The sequence below is a fragment of the Halohasta litorea genome (assembly GCF_024494645.1).
Classification (GTDB): Archaea; Halobacteriota; Halobacteria; order Halobacteriales; family Haloferacaceae; genus Halohasta; species Halohasta litorea.
In genome coordinates this window covers 224855-240756 of sequence record NZ_JANHDJ010000002.1, presented here as the reverse complement: position 1 = coordinate 240756, position 15902 = coordinate 224855, and the positions used below count along the sequence as shown (strand labels likewise).

The window sequence follows — 15902 nt, the reverse complement described above, 5'->3', positions numbered from 1 at the left end:
CACCGCAAAATCCTAGGAATCGCGGGGGGTTGTGCAACTATGCGGATCGAAAAGACTGATGCGAGGGCACAGAAGTGGGAGTATCTGAAAGAGGCGACCGGCGAAGACGCTACTTCGAAGGCCCTCGACTGTGCAGCGGACTACTACCTTTGAATGCGGGGCGACACCACGGCCGTCCCGAAGGGCCAGCTCGCCGAGTTGATGACCGCCGCACAAAATCGCGGATCACTCACACCGGAAGAGATCGCCGAGATACTGGACACTGACGAACTTCCGGTTCGGTGTGAGGTGTCCGTATCCGTCGGTCGTCAGTGAAACGGCAGTAGAGATAGTCCGTCGTCGTCTTCGTCCTTCTCGATGATGATGTGAGCATCGGCCAGTTCGTCGTTGTCGTCCATCAGTTCGAGATCTCGCAAGAACTCCTTGGGCAGCGTAATCCCGCCGGAGCCGTTGCCGAGGTCGCGCAGCTTCCTGATTTCCCGTTCCATATCCCGGCAGGTCATCCGCTAAATATTCAATCTATGGACCTAATCACATTCAATCCTGTATTTCAATTAGACCTTACCAACTCGGCGAAACGGAGATAAAGATTCTGAGAACATCTGAGTGTTACCCCGTGGCGTCGGTCCCAGGAACCCCCTTGCACGGATCTACGACTCGTAGAGATCTCGTATTGGACCGAGATCCGGCGGCCCACCGTCGACAACTGGACGGATCAACCACGCACCTTCGCTCATTCGCTTAATGTGCATCAACTGGTCGACCGACTCATCTTCATCCTCAGGAAGAATCCCGTCCATCACCAGCTCGTCTCTGTCCAATGCCACCAGTGGCGTGCCGTCGTGTTCTCGAAGCGTTCGGATCATTGAGCAAGTCAGCTATCCGCTGGAAAATAATATTAATGCATATGCCAATGCGAAATATCATTAATTCATGGAAATAAAAGTCCACCATTCAGACAATCATATGATATCTGCAGTTCTGGCTGCAGAGCATGTGGCACAGATTGAAAAAAAGTATAAGAATGGATCAGATGATCCGGGCGCATATCCAGAGATTCCACCCAATGTAGAGCATACTGCAATGGTGAGTTCATGTGTGATTAGTTCATTCGCGTTTGTAGAAGCATTTGTAAACGAGACATATGATATGATAAATCGCATCGAGGATGTTGAGCGGGTTTTTGCGGTAAACGAAGAACTCACTGGATCAAATTTCACTCGTTTTAGCACGCTGAGAAAATATCAAGCATTACTAATTGCAATGGGTCATGATCCATTCGAAAAAGGTAGACAGCCTTATCAAGATCTCAATTGGCTTCGGAAATTGCGAAATTACTGGGTGCATTTTGAACCAGACGTAATTACTGATGATAGCGCACCAGAAGAAAAAGAGAGCAATCTAGAAGGTGCATTACGAGATCGAGTAGAACCAAATCCACTGTATGAAAATGGAAATGAAACATACCTACCACGCATGGCTTCAAGTTACAGCTGTTGCGAATGGTCTATGTCCTCTGCCATTGCGTTCGTGGAAGAATTCCAGAGGAAGATAGATGATAATAGAAGCTTAATATTTTTAGAAAAGGCTGAATCTATTCTTCCGGATGACTCTAAAATTCGATGAAATATAGGACAAGATCACTACATCACCAGTCAACTCCGGCCAATATCGCGGACACTCTAACATAACATTCTGCAAGCCCGCGTCGACCTCGTCGACTGTCCGTGTCCAGACACCCCCACCCGTAGCCCATGGCGACGCTGCGCGTCTGATTCCATGGGCTGCGGGCCGCAGTTCTATATATAATTGCGCGCGTGAATCAGCCAATTCTCAATTTAGTTATTATCTCTTTCTTCCTTCTGAAATTCCATCTGGTCAATTAGATTTCCTATTATTTCGTTCTTCTCTTGCATATCCAAATCGTCCCATTCTGCATCATCTGAATTGATAAGGCTTGACAAGGACTTAGCTGCTTTTTTATGAGCCAATCGATTGACCTCTCTTTCATCTATATCTTCAGAAAAAATCTTCAGAAAATACGAGATTACCAACACAAGTACAATGAGAAGTAATTGTTGAGGGAATGGTAAGCTATCATACCAGTTTATCCCAAATCTAATTAATGATAGAATGTATTTCGAGGTAGCCAGAATAACAACGACTACTGTAGATGTATAGCCGGATATGTATTTAAGAAGCTTGAGATATTGCTCATTGTTCGTCACTACTGGGGTACCATGTGCAAACATAGTAAGTACAGATCCTACAATCAGGATCGCATATGCTGGAATCTGCTCAAATACTACTGTGTCGACAGTGAAATAAGAAATTACAGATAATGCCGAAAAAATCCCGAACATAAACCAACTCTTACCTGCCTCTCTATTTTTCAAGGACAAACCAATATAGTAGCCAGTACCCAAACCGACAGAAGCCATTCTGACTACCGTAATCTGTTCACCTGAAATGTTGATTAAATCGGTTGAGGAACTGATGGCACCACCAAGTAGAGATAGAAATACGACAACAATTACTCCGAAGACCCAAGCTGTAATTGCTGCATACCATCCTGACTCTCGAAAGGATTCGAATATAGATTTGTCCGCATTTTGTACTGACATACTATACAGCAAGTAAATCAAATACATAAATTAATGCACCGGAGGTGGAGGGCTAAGCCATCGACTTGACAGTGAGTAGCTCATCAACCAGTCTTCCGTACGCGTCGACCGGAGCCCGTCGAAGGGGGCTGTGGTATTTTGTTGATGTGGCCTTAGCCACACCTGCTAAGCAATAATCGGAACCGGCGGTTCCGGTTCGATCTCGACCCGGCCCATGCCCATAGCGAAGATCGTGACTCTCACCCATTCACGAATAAACTAGCATTTCACTACCAGGAAAACAGAACAACCACAGTTTCAGAAATAAAGTAAAACGAAAGAGAAGTATCTATTCAGTCGGCTGCTCAGGTCGTCGAACTCCCGTTTTTCCACGCCTCCCATTCGTCCTGTGTCACCGACTCAATGGCGTCTCGGAACTGTCGGGCAGCACTCGAACCCTTCTTTGGAGCAACCGTCTTCGCTTCGAGGCTCTTGTATCGCTTCTTCGTTCCATCTTCGAGCTCGAGTACGGCGTGTACACCATGGGCACCACCGCGGTCGTCGTGGGTCGCCAGATACGCAGTCTTGATCTCCCTGATTACCTCTCTGGCTTCGTAGGTGTCTTCGGGCTGGTAGGCGACCGTCAACAGCTTCCGGCAGTCGTCTGGGTCGCTGTTGACCGTGATGTTGTACTTTCGGCGGGCTTCCGACCACTTCGACCGTGAGCGTCCTCTGGCGGCCTCTGCTGCCGTCAGAACAGCATCCTCAACAGCCTCTCGAAAGCCTTCCTCGGCAGCGCGAACTCGACTGAGCAACATCTCTCGCTGGTGCTTGCTCGCTATCTCGATCTTCCCGTAGGTGTGCCGGAGCACCGACTCGCACCGATTCACCACTTCGCGGATGGTTCGGTACGAGTAGCCGGTTTCCTCGGCAGCCTTCGAGGGTGATACCTTGCCGCCGTCAGTCAACAGGTACTCAACTACGTCCTTGTCACTCTGGGTTGACGACCCCCACAGCGACATCACCGCCGCTTCCTGAGCATCCGCGATCTCCGGCAGCGGACAGTCGACCAACTTCCGAGATCGTCGTCGACCATCCTCGGCTGTGAAGTAGGGGTCCGGATAGAACGGTTCACCGCCACGAATCGGTAGTTCCGCCCAGTCGAGCGTATTCAGTAGGGTTTCCTCCAACTCCCGAACCATGTCGTCGGTGTCGTCCCAGTAGATCGTTTCCTCGGTGATCTTGGTCTGGTACGAGACTTCGACTTTCGGATGGTACAGCGGGTCGTCCGGCTCCCGATTCTCCGGATACTGCGGGTAGTAGTGCTTGATCTCTTTCCCGAATATGTGGCCTTTGATGAGGTCGTGTGAACGCTGGTCGCTGATTTGCGTCGACACATAGTAGCCCGGCAGTTTCCGGTGATCTTCCTTGTGCTCACGGTAGCCTTCGCGGTCACCTTCGAGCAACTGATGAGTCCGTGCTATCGGTCCGTCCGCCGCGTACACCGGCCCGCTTTCCGACCGTCGAATTCGGACGTATACTGCCGCGTCGTTCCAGTTGCTCACCTCGTGGGGATTCCGGAGATACTTCGGGTTCACGTCGAAAGCCGTGATGACTTCCAGGGCAAGCTGGTTGTACAGGTCGTGGCGGATGTTGCTTGCCTGAATCTGCACATCGATATACGGCCCGCCGAGATTCGGTACACCCCGAACCGGCTCACCGTTGGCGGTCATCCCCGGCCACCGTGGGCGGACCGTGATCGTTCCACCCCGAACTCGGCGACTCTGGTCGGCCTGATTCCCGCTATACAGGTCGTCCTTCGCTACGAAATAGAACCGGAACTCGGGGACCGTCTGTAGTCGGTACTCCTCGTGGTTCCACGGGTCGAGCGGATTGTCCGTGTCGTAGTCGTAACACAGTGCCCATCGGTCACCGTCGAATTCGATGCCCCGCGTCGGTTTCCCCTCGGTCTGCCAGCTGTCGTGGTCCTTCCGAATCCGGTCCATCGCATAGTACGGCCCAAGCCCATACTCGTCGAAGATGAGGTGAAGATCTCCCTCGTGAGGAGCACACTGCACGAACGTGTCGACGGTCATTCCGAACCCCCGAACCCGGTGAAGCAGTTCGAACAGATATGCTCAGCATCGCTGTCGAGCACCCGCCGGGCGTCGGGTTCACGGGCGGCCAACCGGAACGTCCGTTCGAACTCTCTGGTCGAACAGATCGCGTCGACGCCGCACTCCGGACAGGTTCGACCGATCCCTGTCGACGTGAGTCGCAGGCTGCTCTCGCCGAGTCGGTCGAGGAGTTCGTCGGCCAGTAGTCGACGGTGGCAGTAGCGGTCGTCTTTCTCCCAACACACCAGCCACACCGTCGTTTCGGCGGCTTGCTCGGCCACCGCTTCGACCACGTTGTCGACGGTGTTGAGGTACTGCCGGTATCGTTCCTCGAAGCTCACCGACTCCCACGCAATCTGTGAGGGATTCGAGTGGCCGTCTTCCTCGGCAGCATCCTCAACCGTCTTGTAGGCATCGAGCAGGTCAGATGGTGGCGCGAGGGCGTCGATATTTCGCTCTACGAGGTCGTCTATCCAGTCCTGCGTGTACCGAACGACCGAATACACCACGTCGTCGGCAGCGGGTTCGACCTGCTGGTTCGACAACGCCCAGAAGTACGTTGTTCGAACCGTCATGGCGACGGCCCCCGGAGTTCGCTTTCGTCGAAAATCCGCCCCCACGTCAGTTGTGCGTAGTCCGCCCGGTCGCCGCCGTCAATCCACGACGACACCAGCCCGCCGACCGTGGTCGCCGGGACGATCTTCGCCGCGATCACCGGGCGTGTCGGTCGCGGTTCACAGACTGCGAACAGGTAGACACCAGCCTCATCAACGAGTCGCTGGTGTTGCTTCCGGCGAAGGTAGAACCGCCCGCGTGCCTGCGCTTCGCCGTAGACCGCCATGGTCGACTTGATTTCGACAGCGGTGCCGACTTCGAGCAGGCACAGCCCGACGAACGGCAGCATGGGCGATGGGCTGAGCAGTTCCGACACCCGCGCGTCGTAGTGCTGAGCCTCGGAGTCACCGACGTATTCGAGTTCTGGATGTCGCTGAATGACCGCGCTCTCGGCGTTCTCCCCGGCACGCTTCGAGGATGCGGTACTCACAGCGACCACTCCTTGGCTGTCGTGTTGCCGTGTCGACCCGATCCCTCACCGGGTTCCGGAATCGGCACCTCAAGTCCGGCTGCACTCCCCGCACGCAACCGAACCAGCGTATCGCACTCGTGACACCGATGGGCGCGGTTGTCCTCGTCACCGTAGACCCGGCGGAACCCCCGCGTAACGTGTGCGTCACAGTTGGCACACCGGGATTCGTCGGTTTCCGGCAGCCTCATCGGCATGAGGCAACACCCCCGATTCCCTCTATGTAATCAGCCGACAGCGTAGACTCGGCACTGTTACCGAGTGCTACTGCTATCAGCAAGGGAAGTATCTCAAACCCTAAAGAGTCGAAAGAACCACTGAGAACGCCAAATACGAGAGGTAAGGAACCCTCTCTATGGCGTTTAATTACAAGTGGACTCGGCGGGATTTGAACCCGCGGCCTCCCCCGTGCCAGGGGGGTGATCTACCACTGATCTACGAGCCCTCGTTCGCATCAGACCCTTTCCCGGTTCTGTTATTAAGGCCTTCGACTCGATAGCTCCGAGTCAGTCGACGACACACCAGCCCAACTCACGATGGCCCCTCGACGGAGACGAGTCGCGGCTCCGACCCCGTCAGCCAGAGCACGTACTCCTGCGGGGCGTCTTGGGGGTTCACATCGCGGTGGACGACCCCCGCCGGGATGTGGAACCACGAGCCGGCGGTCGCCACCGGCGGCTCCGCGGAGCCATCGTCGACATACCCCTCCCCCGCGATCAGATGGCCGAACACGTCGTTGTCGCCGTGATGGTGCCACTCCGAGGCCATCTCGCCGTCGGCGTGGCCAACCACCTGCTGGACTGGCGCATCGGGAAACGGCGTCAACCGCGTCAGGTTCGCCAACTGGGCGGTTTCAACGAACGCGTCCCGGCTGGCGATCTGCGGGGCGGTCGTGGTAGACTCCGGTTCGTCGACCGCCTCGAACAGCGGGCCAGAGCCGACCAGCGCGATCAAAACGACCGCAGGCCCCCCGTCGAGAGCGGCCAACTGGTGGTCGACGCCCGCGGGCACGCGAACGCAATCCGTCTCACCGGCCTCGATGCTCTCGGTTGATCCATCGGTCGACCGGTATCGCAGTTCGAGTGGCCCATCATGGACGAACCCGTAGGCCTCGCGGTCGGGATGCCGATACCAGTCGGCCGAGGAGGCGGCGTCGACCGAGCACCGGCCGACGGTGGCCTGTCCGGTCGACAGCGCACAGTGGGCGGTCAGTCCCGCAACGGGGGTGTCGATGGGTGAGAGTGCATCGCCGTCGACGACTGTAATTTCGGAGGGCTGTGACACACTTCTGTGTGGCTCGCCAGCAGTATGAGAATGCTGGCACCCGGTATAATCCGGAGGTTGGACCTTGCTTGAGCCGGTGTTGGACGGTCGACCACCCACACGAGAGAATAGAAAACCCTTAACGCCCGCGTCGACCAGACACCGATGGGAACAGCACAGTCGTAACTCTGACTCGCCCCTCGGGGCTTGGGATTGCGACAGTGCGCTGCCAGCCCCCGGTGGCGGTCGACACGCGAGTCGATATCGACTCAATCGCCCCATCGCGGGACTGACAGACACGTCGTTTTGCGGCCTGTGCCGTTCCAATTCAATAATGGCACGAATGCATACCCGTCGCCGTGGCTCGTCCGGATCGGACCGCCCGGCGGCAGACGAACCCCCGGAGTGGAGTGACGTAGACAGCGACGACATCGAAGCCCGCGTCGTCGAACTCGCAGAGCAGGGCCACGACCCCAGCGTCATCGGCCTGAAACTGCGCGACGAAGGCGTGAAGGGTACGCCGATCCCGAACGTCAAACTCGCGACTGGCAAGAAGGTCACCGAGATCCTCGAAGACCACGATGCCAGCCCCGAGATCCCGGAAGACCTCCGGAACCTCATGGAGCGCGCCGTCGGGCTCCGCGAGCACGTCGACGAGAATGGCCAAGACCATTCGAACAAACGCGCACTCCAGAACACGGAGTCGAAGATCCGACGCCTCGTCAACTACTACCGCGGCGACGAGCTCGACGAGGAGTTCACCTACACCTACGACAACGCCGTCGAATTCCTGGAGTAATCGACTGACTCCCACCAAACCCTGACCCACCGGACCCACTAATGTCGGAGACACACACCCAGACCGTCGATCCGGACGCCGCGGCCACGCTGGCCACCGAGCTAGCGACCGCGCCGTTCGTCCGGGTCTACGGCCATGCCGACGGCGACAGCCTCGCCGCGGCCGGGTTGCTGGCGGTCGCGCTCCGCTCGCGGAGCGTCCCGTTCCAGATCCACGTCTCCGACGACCCGGCTGGCGACCTCACCGACCCAGACACCGAGCCCGTCGACGATGACAGTCAAACGGTGCTCGTCACATCGGGTCGGCGAGATGTCGCCGACCACGCCATGCCACCGGCTGACGACAGCCGCCCGGCCAGCGTGGTCGCCGCCGCAGTCAGCCGCGAACTCGGCGTCGATCCTGACCCACTGCTCGCACTCGCGGGCACGATCGCGGCGGGGTCACTGCCCGGGACGGATGGCAGCGGGAGCCTCTTAGAGCAGGCCGAACAGTCCGGCCTCGTCGAGCGCCGCCCCGGCGTTGCGGTCCCAACCGCGGACCTCGCCGACGGGGTGGCCCACTCGACGCTGCTCTCTGGGCCGTTTTCGGGCGACACCGACGCGGGTGAGGCACTGCTGGCGGAACTTGATCTGCCAGCGGAGCCAGCCGAGTTCGATGACGAGGACCACACGCGAGTGGCCTCTGTCGTCGCACTCGAAACGTCGACCGCCGAGACGTCGACGCCGAAAGCCGCCGATGCAGTCGAGACCGTGCTGCGACCGTACGCCACACCCAACGGCCCGTTCGCAACGCTGGGCGGCTACGCCGACGTACTGTCGGCACTCGCCGCCGAGACGCCGGGGCTGGCGATCAGTCTCGCGCTTGGAGCGGCCAACGTAACGGACGAGGCACTCGACACGTGGCGCGACCACGCGAATGCCGCCCACCGCGCCCTCCAGGAGCCGATTACCGGCCGCTACGAGGGCGTGTTCGTCCTGCGAGTCGAGACCGACCGCCCGGCTGCGCTGCCGACAGTCGCCCGACTCGCCCAGCAGTTCCGCTCGCCGGAACCGGTCGCGCTCGTCGTGACCGCCGATCCGGTCGACGGCCAGCGACACGCGGCCGCGGCGGCCGCAGCCGACGACCCACAGGGACTCGCCGAGTCGGTGGCGTCGGTGGCCACCGAGTTCGGTGGTACCGCTGGCGGGACGCCGACGCAGGCGACCTGCTCGGTCGGTGGCGATGTCTCGGACGGCGACCTCATCGCCGCAGTCAGGGAGGCCCTCGAATGACCGACGAGCCACGAACGGCGACGCTCCGGACCGACCACGGCACGCCGACCCGCGCCGAGTGGGTCGCCGCGGCGGTCACACCGGACAACACCGATTCGATGGCGACGACGGTCGAGGGAACAGCGGTTCGAACCGAGATCACACGGGAGACCACTGGTGGACTCCAGACGACAGTCGACGACTACGTCGTGAACCTCGGCGTCGCACAGGCGGTCATCGAAGCGGTCGATGACCGATCGCCCGGCGAGGCCGACAGCAGTACAGCAGCCAACCAACAAGCAGACGACACACTACATCATGAGTGAACGATCAGTAACCAAGCAGAAGAGTGGCAAGCGATGGTACACCGTCTTCGCCCCCGAGCAGTTCGACCGGGCGGAAATCGGCTCGACCATTGCCGAAGAACCGGACCAGGTCATCGGTCGCACGATCGAGACCACCCTCGGCGACATCAACAACGACGCCGGGGCGAACAACACCAAACTCACGTTCAAGATCACGGACGTGGGCTCGGACTCCGCCTACACGGAGTTCATCAAACACGAACTCACGCGGGACTACCTGCGGAGTCTCGTCCGCCGCGGGGCCTCGAAGGCCGCCGCGACGATCACGGTCGTCACGACCGACGACTACCGCGTGAAACTCCAGCCCGTCGCCTTCACCACGAAGAAGGCCGACAATAGCCAGGAACACGCCATCCGTCGCGTGATGATCGACCTCGTCAAAGAGGCCGCCGAAGAGCGCACCTTCGAGGAGCTGGCCGACAGCGTCATCGAGGGGCGACTCTCCTCGGCGATCTACGGCGAGGCCAAAACGATCTACCCGCTGCGACGCGTCGAGATCCAGAAGTACGAACTCGAAGCCCGTCCCGAAGAGCTGGCCGAAGAGGAAGCCACGGCCGTCGATGTCGACGAAGAAGACGTTGCCGACGACGTCGCCGACGACTAACGGCACTCACAGTCCGATTTTCTTTCACGCACTGCTAACCAGTGACAGCTATTCCGTGACTTCGATCGTCCCAACCATGCCGCCAGTCTCGTGAGGGAGACAGACGTAGCCATACTCGCCAGGAATTTCAAAGGTGTGTTCGAACGTCTCGCTGGTTCCAATAATCCCCGCGCCCTCGGACTCCCAGGCCTCCCGAGCATCGGCTTCCGTTTCGTAGCCACCGGTAGCGAAGAACGCCGCATTCTCGGGCAGCGTTCCCTCGTAGGCGGTGACGGTATGGCCGCGGCTGCTGGTGTTTCTCCAGACGACCGTCGTCCCCGCCGAGACCGTGATCGTCTCCGGGGTGAATGCGACGGCGGTCATCCCGATGTCGTAGTCGTTGGGTTCGAAAAGGCCGAGACAGCCAGCCAGTCCGGCGGTTGCTGTCGTCCCTGCGACGGCGAGAAACTCCCGGCGAGAACGTGGCCCCTGCATACGTTTCAGTAGGCAACTGCGGCATATAGGCCTGCGGTTTCGCCGATAGCTGCCAGCCGGACCGCCGACCGCGGCAGCGAGTCGGAGAACATAAAAGCGTAAACCGCCCCCCTCCGACCGAGAACTATGCAACCGCGGTTCGTCGGCCGACTGGGACTGGCCGATACGGTCACGATCGCCAACGCCGCCCTCGGCTTTCTAGCCGCGGCCGTCGCGCTGGTCGACATCGGCCTCGCCGCCCGTCTCATCCTGCTGGGTGCGATGGCCGACGCACTCGACGGGGTGGTCGCCCGCTACCGCGGCGGGACGCCGGTCGGGCCGTATCTCGACTCGCTGGCCGACGTGGCTTCCTTCGGCGTCGCCCCCGCCGTGTTGGTGGTCGCCGTTGTCATCGAGCAGTGGATGCCAGCCGCCGACCCCGCGATGCTGCTTGACGATCCCGTAGTCTTCTGTGCGGGGTTTCTCGTTCCGGCGCTGTTCGTGGCGATGGCGGTCACTCGGCTCGGGCTGTATACGGCCTACGACACCGAAATCGACGAAACCGAGGGCGTCCAGACGACGCTGGCGGCGACGATCCTCTCGTCGGCGGTCCTCGCAGGGTACACGGCCCCCGAAGTCCTCGTCCCGTTGGTCGGCGTGCTCGCCGTGTTGATGGTCTCGACGATCACCTATCCGGATCTCCACGCCCAGGACGCTGCCGTAATGGGGATCGTCCAGGGGCTGACGGTGCTCTTGGCGGGGAGATCCGGCCGCGTGTTCGCCTTTGCGTTGCTGTTTTTGGCACTCGGCTATCTCACGCTCGCCCCGCGGTTCTACTGGCAGGACGGGCTAGACAGCGATCGACTCAGATACCTGTTTCGCGGCGCGTAGCCACTACCGCACTCACATCCCCATGTCAGTTGCCTCGTCGGGAATCGGGAGAGCAGCAGGGTCGACGTTCAGCAACTCGGCGGCGTGATCCAGCGCCATATCGAACCCGTAGTAGCGTTCGAGTTCGGTCCCTCCGACGGCAGGCCGAACGGCCACCATCGCGTAGCCATCGATGTTCTGGGCAACGACGGCAGTCCGCCCATCGCGGTCGAACCTGAGTTGGCGCTCGCCGTCGGTCTCGGTGTAGGTCGCATCGATCTCGTGGGCCGAGTGAGTCGCGTCGTCGGTCATATTCGTGCTACGGACCCCGGATAATCGAAGTTGTCGGTCGATCGGTCATCACTACCTGTTTGATAGATAGAAAGTATTTATACAGTTGTCGTGTTAGTCGGTCACTAACTTGATGACACGTACTCCCACGGAGCCCGCATCGACGGGCGTCGACGTACTCGACGGGATGTTGGGCGGTGGCCTCCCGCGAAACAGGGCGACACTCATTACGGGCGGTCCAGGAACCGGGAAATCGACGCTGGGTATGCAGTTCCTGCAGGCGGGGCTCGCCGAGGGGGAGCGGTGTCTCTACGTCAGCACCGAACAGACTGTCGAGGAGCTCCAGGATGCGTTTTCGGGGTTCAATTTCGATCTCGATCACGAGAACCTCGGCTACGCGACGATCCACGCCCGTCGCGGGGAGACGATCGAGGACAACGACACCTACACGCTCCAGACACAGGAGGACAACGAGCGGCTTGACCGGGGGTTCGATGCCCCCTTCACGGGGTCATACATCGAGGACCATCTCCACAAGTACGCGCCGTGTGATCGAGTCGTCTTCGACAGCACCTCCGGGCTGGCGGTCATCACCGAAGACATCGAGCGCTACCGGCGGCTCGTCTTCGATCTGATCCGGTTTTTCACCGATGAGATCGAGGCGACGACCGTCTTCACGGCAGAGGATTACCCCGGCCACAAACGGGGCGACGTGCTGCAGTTCACCGCCCACGGCGTGATCCAGCTCGAAACCGACACCGTCGAGAACAACCCCCGGCGGTTCCTCTCGGTGCCGAAGATGCGCGGCGTCGACCACGACCGCAGGCGGGTCGAACTCACGATCCGCGACGACAGGCTCGGGACCGCGCCCCGGCAGCGGAACCACCTGACGACGCTGCCCGAAGAGCGACTGGCCCCGACGGGGATCGACGGCCTCGACGCGCTGACCGGCGGCGGGCTGGTTCGTGGTGCGGGGACGCTTCTGACCCACGACAGCCGGACGAACCTCACCGAACTTGTCGGCGGGCTCGTCGACCGGGTCACCGACGAGGGGAAGGCAGTCGCACTGGTCCCCACGCTCGAACTCCGGGAACACCGCCTCGAAGCGCTGCTCGACCGCTTTGGACTCTCGCTGTCGGCACTGTTCGACAACGACGCGCTGTTCGTGATCGACCAGATCGGCAGCTGGGACACCACTCGCTCCAACGTCTTCCCACAGGCGACGACGGTCGCCGAGGCCAGAGGGCACTTCGAGGCGATCGACCGACAGTGCGACGACTGGATCACGATCGAGGGCGCGACGGTGATGGCCCACACGCTGGGGGCCGAGACCGCCCGAACGTTGCGGTACGACGAGGAGTTGCGCTTCCTGGAGGATTCAGAACTGCTCGTCCACCTGTTGAACCCGGAGGTCGTCGACGATTCGATCGCCGCGTTCTACCGGGATTCAGCCGAGCAGATCATCGAAACCACCCAACAAAGCGAGGGGATGCGGTATCTGACGCTCCGGAAGTCGCCGACCGGCAACGTCGGCTCGACGGCGCTGCTCAACCCGATCGACGAGAAACCCTATGTTCGAGTAGAGATGCCCGCTGGCGGCCACCTGTACGAAAACGAGCAATAACGTCGCGTTTCTCCGCCGAGTCGCCCGCTCGAGAGCGGTCGCTTTCCGTTTATAAAACAGGTATGAATGGCGGACGAGACCGAGGTTGCCGGGCGTTCCGGACACAGGGAATCTCGGGTGCCTCCTCCACCCCGCGATCCAACGAGCGACGGGTGTCCAGCGGTGGGCTGCTCGCTTCCGCGCCTGACCCACTACCGCCGGTAAACCGGCGTCCAACACCCCTGCGGGTGTCGACACCGGACCACTGTCCCCGGTGGACGAGGTTTCGACGTTGGCGTCCGAGGCCTGCGTCGGTTCGACCCGACGCACTCGGCGTTCGGTCCCCGCTGAAGACTGTCTCACGGGCGAGGGGCAGGGCCTAACTGCCCGACCTAGTCCATCCATAGGTAGACCAGTCGACCTTAAGGGCCTTTCGTCTCAGTCGAAGCGGTCGAGCAAACGGGGGCGAAAAATCAGTAGACGGCAGCCGCATAGATCCCGGCCGCAGCAGCGACGACGCCGCTAACCGCGAGACTCACCCAGCGATGGTACTCGATCCAGGAGGCGTTCGAGGGGAAACTGAACAGTACGACCGAGTCGATCGAAACCGCCCAGAGCGCCGTGATCCCGAAGATCGCCACGCCGACGACAAGCATGATCCCGGCAACGAGTTCGGGGTCGGCCCGGCCACGGACACTGGAGAGGAAGATCACGACGCCGAGCGTGGCGAGAAAGATCGCGCCGATGACCCCGAGGGGACCGGCACTGTAGTAGTCGCCCAAGAGCTGTGTTTGTGTGGTAATCGCGAAGTAGGGAGCCGACAACACGACTGCGAGGACGAGACAGCCGACAGCCCCGATATAGGGGGCGATCCGTTCGCGTTCCATATCGGCCCGTTCGGTCGACGGAACATTAAATCACCCGAGACCGATCGCGGGGTGCTCGACAAAGGGAAATCGGTAAGCGGCTGGCCGTAGGCAGGGGGCATATGGAACGTGTAGCGATCATCGGGGCATCGATGACCCAGTTCGGCCAGCGGGACTCCTGGATCCGCGAACTGCTCGCGGAGGCCGGGCAAGCCTGTCTGGACGACGCTGGTGTCGAGGGCTCCGAGGTCGATCATCTCTACGTGTCGAACATGGCGAGCGGCGAGTTCGAAGGCCAGACGGGGATCGCCAACGCGGTCGCCCACGATCTGAACGCGATCCCGGCCTACACCGCCCGGATCGACCAGACCAGCTCCTCGGGCGGCGCGGGCGTCTACAGCGCCTGGCAGTCGGTCGCTTCCGGAGCCAGCGACCTCACAATGTTGGTCGGCGGCGAGAAGATGACCCACCGAACCACGGCGGAGGCGACCGACGTGATCGCTTCCCTCACGCATCCCGCGGAGTACAAACACGGCGTCACGCTCCCGTCGTTCGCCGGACTCACTGCCCGGCGGTATCTCCACGTCCACGACGCTCCGCGGGAGAGTCTCGCCAAGGTCGCCGTGAAAAACCACAAAAACGGCGTCGACAACCCTCACGCCCAGTTCCAGAAGGAAGTCGACCTCGAAACCGTCATGGAGTCGCCGATCATCGCCGACCCACTGCGACTGTACGACTTCTGTCCCATTACGGATGGTTCGGCGGCGCTCATGCTATGCCCCGAATCAGTTGCCAAAGAGTACACCGACGACTACGTCACCATCGCCGGTATCGGCGGGGCGACCGACACCCACGTCGTTCACGAGCGGGCCGATCCGACCGTGATGGGCGGCGTGGTTGACTCCGGCGAGGACGCCTACGAGATGGCCGGACTCGGGCCCGACGATATCGATATGGCGGAGCTTCACGATATGTTCACGATCCTGGAGTTTCTCCAGTCGGAGGGGCTGGGCTTCTTCGAGCAGGGAGAGGGCTGGAAGGCCGTCGAGGAGGGAGTTACGGATCGGGACGGCGAGCTGCCGATCAACACCTCGGGCGGCCTGAAATCGAAGGGCCACCCGCTCGGCGCGAGCGGCGTCGCCCAGATCTACGAGGTGTATCAGCAGCTCATGGGCACCGCCGGGCCGCGACAGGTCGAGGCCGACACCGGACTGGCCTGTAACGTGGGTGGCTTCGGCAACTGTGTGATTACGACGATCCTGGAGGCAAGCCAATGAGCGACGAAAACCAACCAGCAATGGAAGCAGCGCGATATCCCGATGGCAGCATTCTCTACCCGGCCCATCCGGTCGGACCGGACGGCAACGAGCCGGTCGGGACGGTCGACCTCAGCGAGTACACGGCGACGCTGATTACGTGGACCTCCTCGACGGCGACCCCGCCAGGGGTTCGTCAGCCCAACCATCTCGGCATCGTCGAGTTCGATGTCGAGGGCGAGCCGGTCCGAGCGATTGGCCAGCTGACAACCGACGAGGTTGAAATCGGCGAGACGGTCGAGGCGATCTACGCCGAAGAACTCCGTGAACCGGGGGCCGGAATCCGCGAACCCGAGAGTCAAGCATGGGACGGCTACCGGTTCCAGCCCGTCGAGTAGCCACTCTCCGGTCGTGGTTCGGGCCGATTGCACACGGTAGAATATCTCTCTGACGTGTTTTAATTATATATAATTAAGGG

21 protein-coding genes, 1 tRNA gene and 1 other RNA gene are annotated in these 15902 nt (G+C 60.4%); 10 read left to right on the top strand and 13 right to left on the bottom strand.

Going from position 1 to position 15902, the window contains the following annotated elements; all coding sequences use genetic code 11:
• Window positions 1–153 precede the first annotated feature (153 nt).
• Window positions 154–315, top strand: a complete 162-nt coding sequence (locus tag NO877_RS06085) for a hypothetical protein (protein ID WP_256395432.1) — start codon at window positions 154–156, stop codon at window positions 313–315.
• Here the strand turns inward: NO877_RS06085 and NO877_RS06080 are convergent.
• Complete coding sequence (locus NO877_RS06080) at window positions 309–488, bottom strand: DUF8053 family protein (RefSeq protein WP_256395431.1); 180 nt, start codon at window positions 486–488, stop codon at window positions 309–311. The two genes, NO877_RS06085 and NO877_RS06080, sit on opposite strands and share 7 nt — an antisense overlap.
• A gap of 162 nt (window positions 489–650) precedes the next feature.
• Entirely contained in the window at window positions 651–866 is a 216-nt protein-coding gene (locus tag NO877_RS06075) for a DUF8053 family protein (RefSeq protein WP_256395430.1), read from the bottom strand.
• A 67-nt stretch (window positions 867–933) separates the two neighbouring features.
• Here NO877_RS06075 and NO877_RS06070 point away from each other — a divergent pair, with 67 nt between their 5' ends.
• Window positions 934–1626 (top strand): hypothetical protein, encoded by a 693-nt coding sequence (locus NO877_RS06070; protein WP_256395429.1) that lies wholly within the window; start codon window positions 934–936, stop codon window positions 1624–1626.
• Between the two features lie 212 nt (window positions 1627–1838).
• Here NO877_RS06070 and NO877_RS06065 read toward each other — a convergent pair whose 3' ends face one another.
• The 7 genes from NO877_RS06065 to NO877_RS19795 all read right to left on the bottom strand — a co-directional run bounded on the left by NO877_RS06065 (window position 1839) and on the right by NO877_RS19795 (window position 7088).
• Window positions 1839–2624 carry a hypothetical protein gene (locus NO877_RS06065; RefSeq protein ID WP_256395428.1) on the bottom strand — a complete coding sequence of 262 codons (786 nt, stop codon included), beginning with the start codon at window positions 2622–2624 and terminating at the stop codon, window positions 1839–1841.
• A 344-nt stretch (window positions 2625–2968) separates the two neighbouring features.
• Window positions 2969–4699, bottom strand: coding sequence for a DUF7845 domain-containing protein (locus tag NO877_RS06060; protein ID WP_256395427.1), 1731 nt, complete (start codon window positions 4697–4699; stop codon window positions 2969–2971).
• On the bottom strand, window positions 4696–5295 hold the full coding sequence (locus NO877_RS06055; RefSeq protein ID WP_256395426.1) for a DUF488 domain-containing protein: 600 nt from the start codon (window positions 5293–5295) through the stop codon (window positions 4696–4698). Before NO877_RS06055 ends, NO877_RS06060 begins: the two co-directional genes overlap by 4 nt.
• Window positions 5292–5765, bottom strand: coding sequence for a PD-(D/E)XK family putative nuclease (locus tag NO877_RS06050; protein ID WP_256395425.1), 474 nt, complete (start codon window positions 5763–5765; stop codon window positions 5292–5294). The genes NO877_RS06055 and NO877_RS06050 overlap by 4 nt, the downstream gene beginning before the upstream one ends.
• The gene (locus tag NO877_RS06045) at window positions 5762–6001 is read right to left on the bottom strand and encodes a DUF7563 family protein (protein WP_256395424.1); all 240 of its coding nucleotides are present in this window, start codon (window positions 5999–6001) and stop codon (window positions 5762–5764) included. Before NO877_RS06045 ends, NO877_RS06050 begins: the two co-directional genes overlap by 4 nt.
• 176 nt (window positions 6002–6177) lie before the next feature.
• Window positions 6178–6249, bottom strand: a tRNA-Ala gene (locus NO877_RS06040).
• A gap of 86 nt (window positions 6250–6335) precedes the next feature.
• Window positions 6336–7088: a cupin domain-containing protein gene (locus NO877_RS19795; protein WP_256395423.1), complete on the bottom strand. Its 753-nt coding sequence runs from the start codon at window positions 7086–7088 to the stop codon at window positions 6336–6338.
• 313 nt (window positions 7089–7401) lie between these two features.
• Between NO877_RS19795 and NO877_RS06030 the strand changes: the two genes are divergently transcribed.
• From NO877_RS06030 to NO877_RS06015, 4 genes are read left to right on the top strand one after another with little or no spacing between them, the layout of a single operon-like run.
• A complete protein-coding gene (locus tag NO877_RS06030; protein ID WP_256395422.1) occupies window positions 7402–7866 on the top strand; it encodes a 30S ribosomal protein S15 in 465 nt (154 codons plus the stop codon).
• A gap of 41 nt (window positions 7867–7907) precedes the next feature.
• Window positions 7908–9137, top strand: coding sequence for an exonuclease RecJ (locus NO877_RS06025; RefSeq protein WP_256395421.1), 1230 nt, complete (start codon window positions 7908–7910; stop codon window positions 9135–9137).
• A complete protein-coding gene (locus tag NO877_RS06020) occupies window positions 9134–9442 on the top strand; it encodes a KEOPS complex subunit Pcc1 (RefSeq protein ID WP_256395420.1) in 309 nt (102 codons plus the stop codon). Before NO877_RS06025 ends, NO877_RS06020 begins: the two co-directional genes overlap by 4 nt.
• Entirely contained in the window at window positions 9435–10085 is a 651-nt protein-coding gene (locus tag NO877_RS06015) for a 30S ribosomal protein S3ae (RefSeq protein ID WP_256395419.1), read from the top strand. Before NO877_RS06020 ends, NO877_RS06015 begins: the two co-directional genes overlap by 8 nt.
• 48 nt (window positions 10086–10133) lie before the next feature.
• Here the strand turns inward: NO877_RS06015 and NO877_RS06010 are convergent, their stop codons facing one another.
• On the bottom strand, window positions 10134–10559 hold the full coding sequence (locus NO877_RS06010; RefSeq protein WP_256395418.1) for a cupredoxin domain-containing protein: 426 nt from the start codon (window positions 10557–10559) through the stop codon (window positions 10134–10136).
• A 126-nt stretch (window positions 10560–10685) separates the two neighbouring features.
• On the opposite strand from NO877_RS06010, the gene NO877_RS06005 reads away from it, so the two are divergent.
• Entirely contained in the window at window positions 10686–11429 is a 744-nt protein-coding gene (locus tag NO877_RS06005; RefSeq protein WP_256395417.1) for a protein sorting system archaetidylserine synthase, read from the top strand.
• A 12-nt stretch (window positions 11430–11441) separates the two neighbouring features.
• Here NO877_RS06005 and NO877_RS06000 read toward each other — a convergent pair whose 3' ends face one another.
• Complete coding sequence (locus NO877_RS06000; protein WP_256395416.1) at window positions 11442–11720, bottom strand: DUF7111 family protein; 279 nt, start codon at window positions 11718–11720, stop codon at window positions 11442–11444.
• 112 nt (window positions 11721–11832) lie between these two features.
• Here NO877_RS06000 and NO877_RS05995 point away from each other — a divergent pair, with 112 nt between their 5' ends.
• Window positions 11833–13323, top strand: coding sequence for a DUF7125 family protein (locus NO877_RS05995; protein ID WP_256395415.1), 1491 nt, complete (start codon window positions 11833–11835; stop codon window positions 13321–13323).
• A gap of 67 nt (window positions 13324–13390) precedes the next feature.
• Here NO877_RS05995 and ffs read toward each other — a convergent pair.
• Both ffs and NO877_RS05985 read right to left on the bottom strand, forming a co-directional pair.
• Window positions 13391–13705, bottom strand: an RNA gene (gene ffs / locus NO877_RS05990) — signal recognition particle sRNA.
• 70 nt (window positions 13706–13775) lie between these two features.
• Window positions 13776–14189 (bottom strand): DUF7548 family protein, encoded by a 414-nt coding sequence (locus tag NO877_RS05985; RefSeq protein ID WP_256395414.1) that lies wholly within the window; start codon window positions 14187–14189, stop codon window positions 13776–13778.
• 101 nt (window positions 14190–14290) lie between these two features.
• On the opposite strand from NO877_RS05985, the gene NO877_RS05980 reads away from it, so the two are divergent.
• Both NO877_RS05980 and NO877_RS05975 read left to right on the top strand, forming a co-directional pair.
• The gene (locus NO877_RS05980) at window positions 14291–15445 is read left to right on the top strand and encodes a thiolase family protein (protein WP_256395413.1); all 1155 of its coding nucleotides are present in this window, start codon (window positions 14291–14293) and stop codon (window positions 15443–15445) included.
• Complete coding sequence (locus tag NO877_RS05975) at window positions 15442–15822, top strand: nucleic acid-binding protein (RefSeq protein ID WP_256395412.1); 381 nt, start codon at window positions 15442–15444, stop codon at window positions 15820–15822. The genes NO877_RS05980 and NO877_RS05975 overlap by 4 nt, the downstream gene beginning before the upstream one ends.
• Window positions 15823–15902 lie beyond the last annotated feature (80 nt).

Coding starts and splice junctions, on each gene's coding strand:
- NO877_RS06085 (WP_256395432.1), top strand. CDS start 154: ATGCGGGGCGACACCACGGCCGTCCCGAAGGGCCAGCTCGCCGAGTTG.
- NO877_RS06080 (WP_256395431.1), bottom strand. CDS start 488: ATGGAACGGGAAATCAGGAAGCTGCGCGACCTCGGCAACGGCTCCGGC.
- NO877_RS06075 (WP_256395430.1), bottom strand. CDS start 866: ATGATCCGAACGCTTCGAGAACACGACGGCACGCCACTGGTGGCATTG.
- NO877_RS06070 (WP_256395429.1), top strand. CDS start 934: ATGGAAATAAAAGTCCACCATTCAGACAATCATATGATATCTGCAGTT.
- NO877_RS06065 (WP_256395428.1), bottom strand. CDS start 2,624: ATGTCAGTACAAAATGCGGACAAATCTATATTCGAATCCTTTCGAGAG.
- NO877_RS06060 (WP_256395427.1), bottom strand. CDS start 4,699: ATGACCGTCGACACGTTCGTGCAGTGTGCTCCTCACGAGGGAGATCTT.
- NO877_RS06055 (WP_256395426.1), bottom strand. CDS start 5,295: ATGACGGTTCGAACAACGTACTTCTGGGCGTTGTCGAACCAGCAGGTC.
- NO877_RS06045 (WP_256395424.1), bottom strand. CDS start 6,001: ATGCCGATGAGGCTGCCGGAAACCGACGAATCCCGGTGTGCCAACTGT.
- NO877_RS06030 (WP_256395422.1), top strand. CDS start 7,402: ATGGCACGAATGCATACCCGTCGCCGTGGCTCGTCCGGATCGGACCGC.
- NO877_RS06025 (WP_256395421.1), top strand. CDS start 7,908: ATGTCGGAGACACACACCCAGACCGTCGATCCGGACGCCGCGGCCACG.
- NO877_RS06020 (WP_256395420.1), top strand. CDS start 9,134: ATGACCGACGAGCCACGAACGGCGACGCTCCGGACCGACCACGGCACG.
- NO877_RS06015 (WP_256395419.1), top strand. CDS start 9,435: ATGAGTGAACGATCAGTAACCAAGCAGAAGAGTGGCAAGCGATGGTAC.
- NO877_RS06010 (WP_256395418.1), bottom strand. CDS start 10,559: ATGCAGGGGCCACGTTCTCGCCGGGAGTTTCTCGCCGTCGCAGGGACG.
- NO877_RS06005 (WP_256395417.1), top strand. CDS start 10,686: ATGCAACCGCGGTTCGTCGGCCGACTGGGACTGGCCGATACGGTCACG.
- NO877_RS06000 (WP_256395416.1), bottom strand. CDS start 11,720: ATGACCGACGACGCGACTCACTCGGCCCACGAGATCGATGCGACCTAC.
- NO877_RS05995 (WP_256395415.1), top strand. CDS start 11,833: ATGACACGTACTCCCACGGAGCCCGCATCGACGGGCGTCGACGTACTC.
- NO877_RS05985 (WP_256395414.1), bottom strand. CDS start 14,189: ATGGAACGCGAACGGATCGCCCCCTATATCGGGGCTGTCGGCTGTCTC.
- NO877_RS05980 (WP_256395413.1), top strand. CDS start 14,291: ATGGAACGTGTAGCGATCATCGGGGCATCGATGACCCAGTTCGGCCAG.
- NO877_RS05975 (WP_256395412.1), top strand. CDS start 15,442: ATGAGCGACGAAAACCAACCAGCAATGGAAGCAGCGCGATATCCCGAT.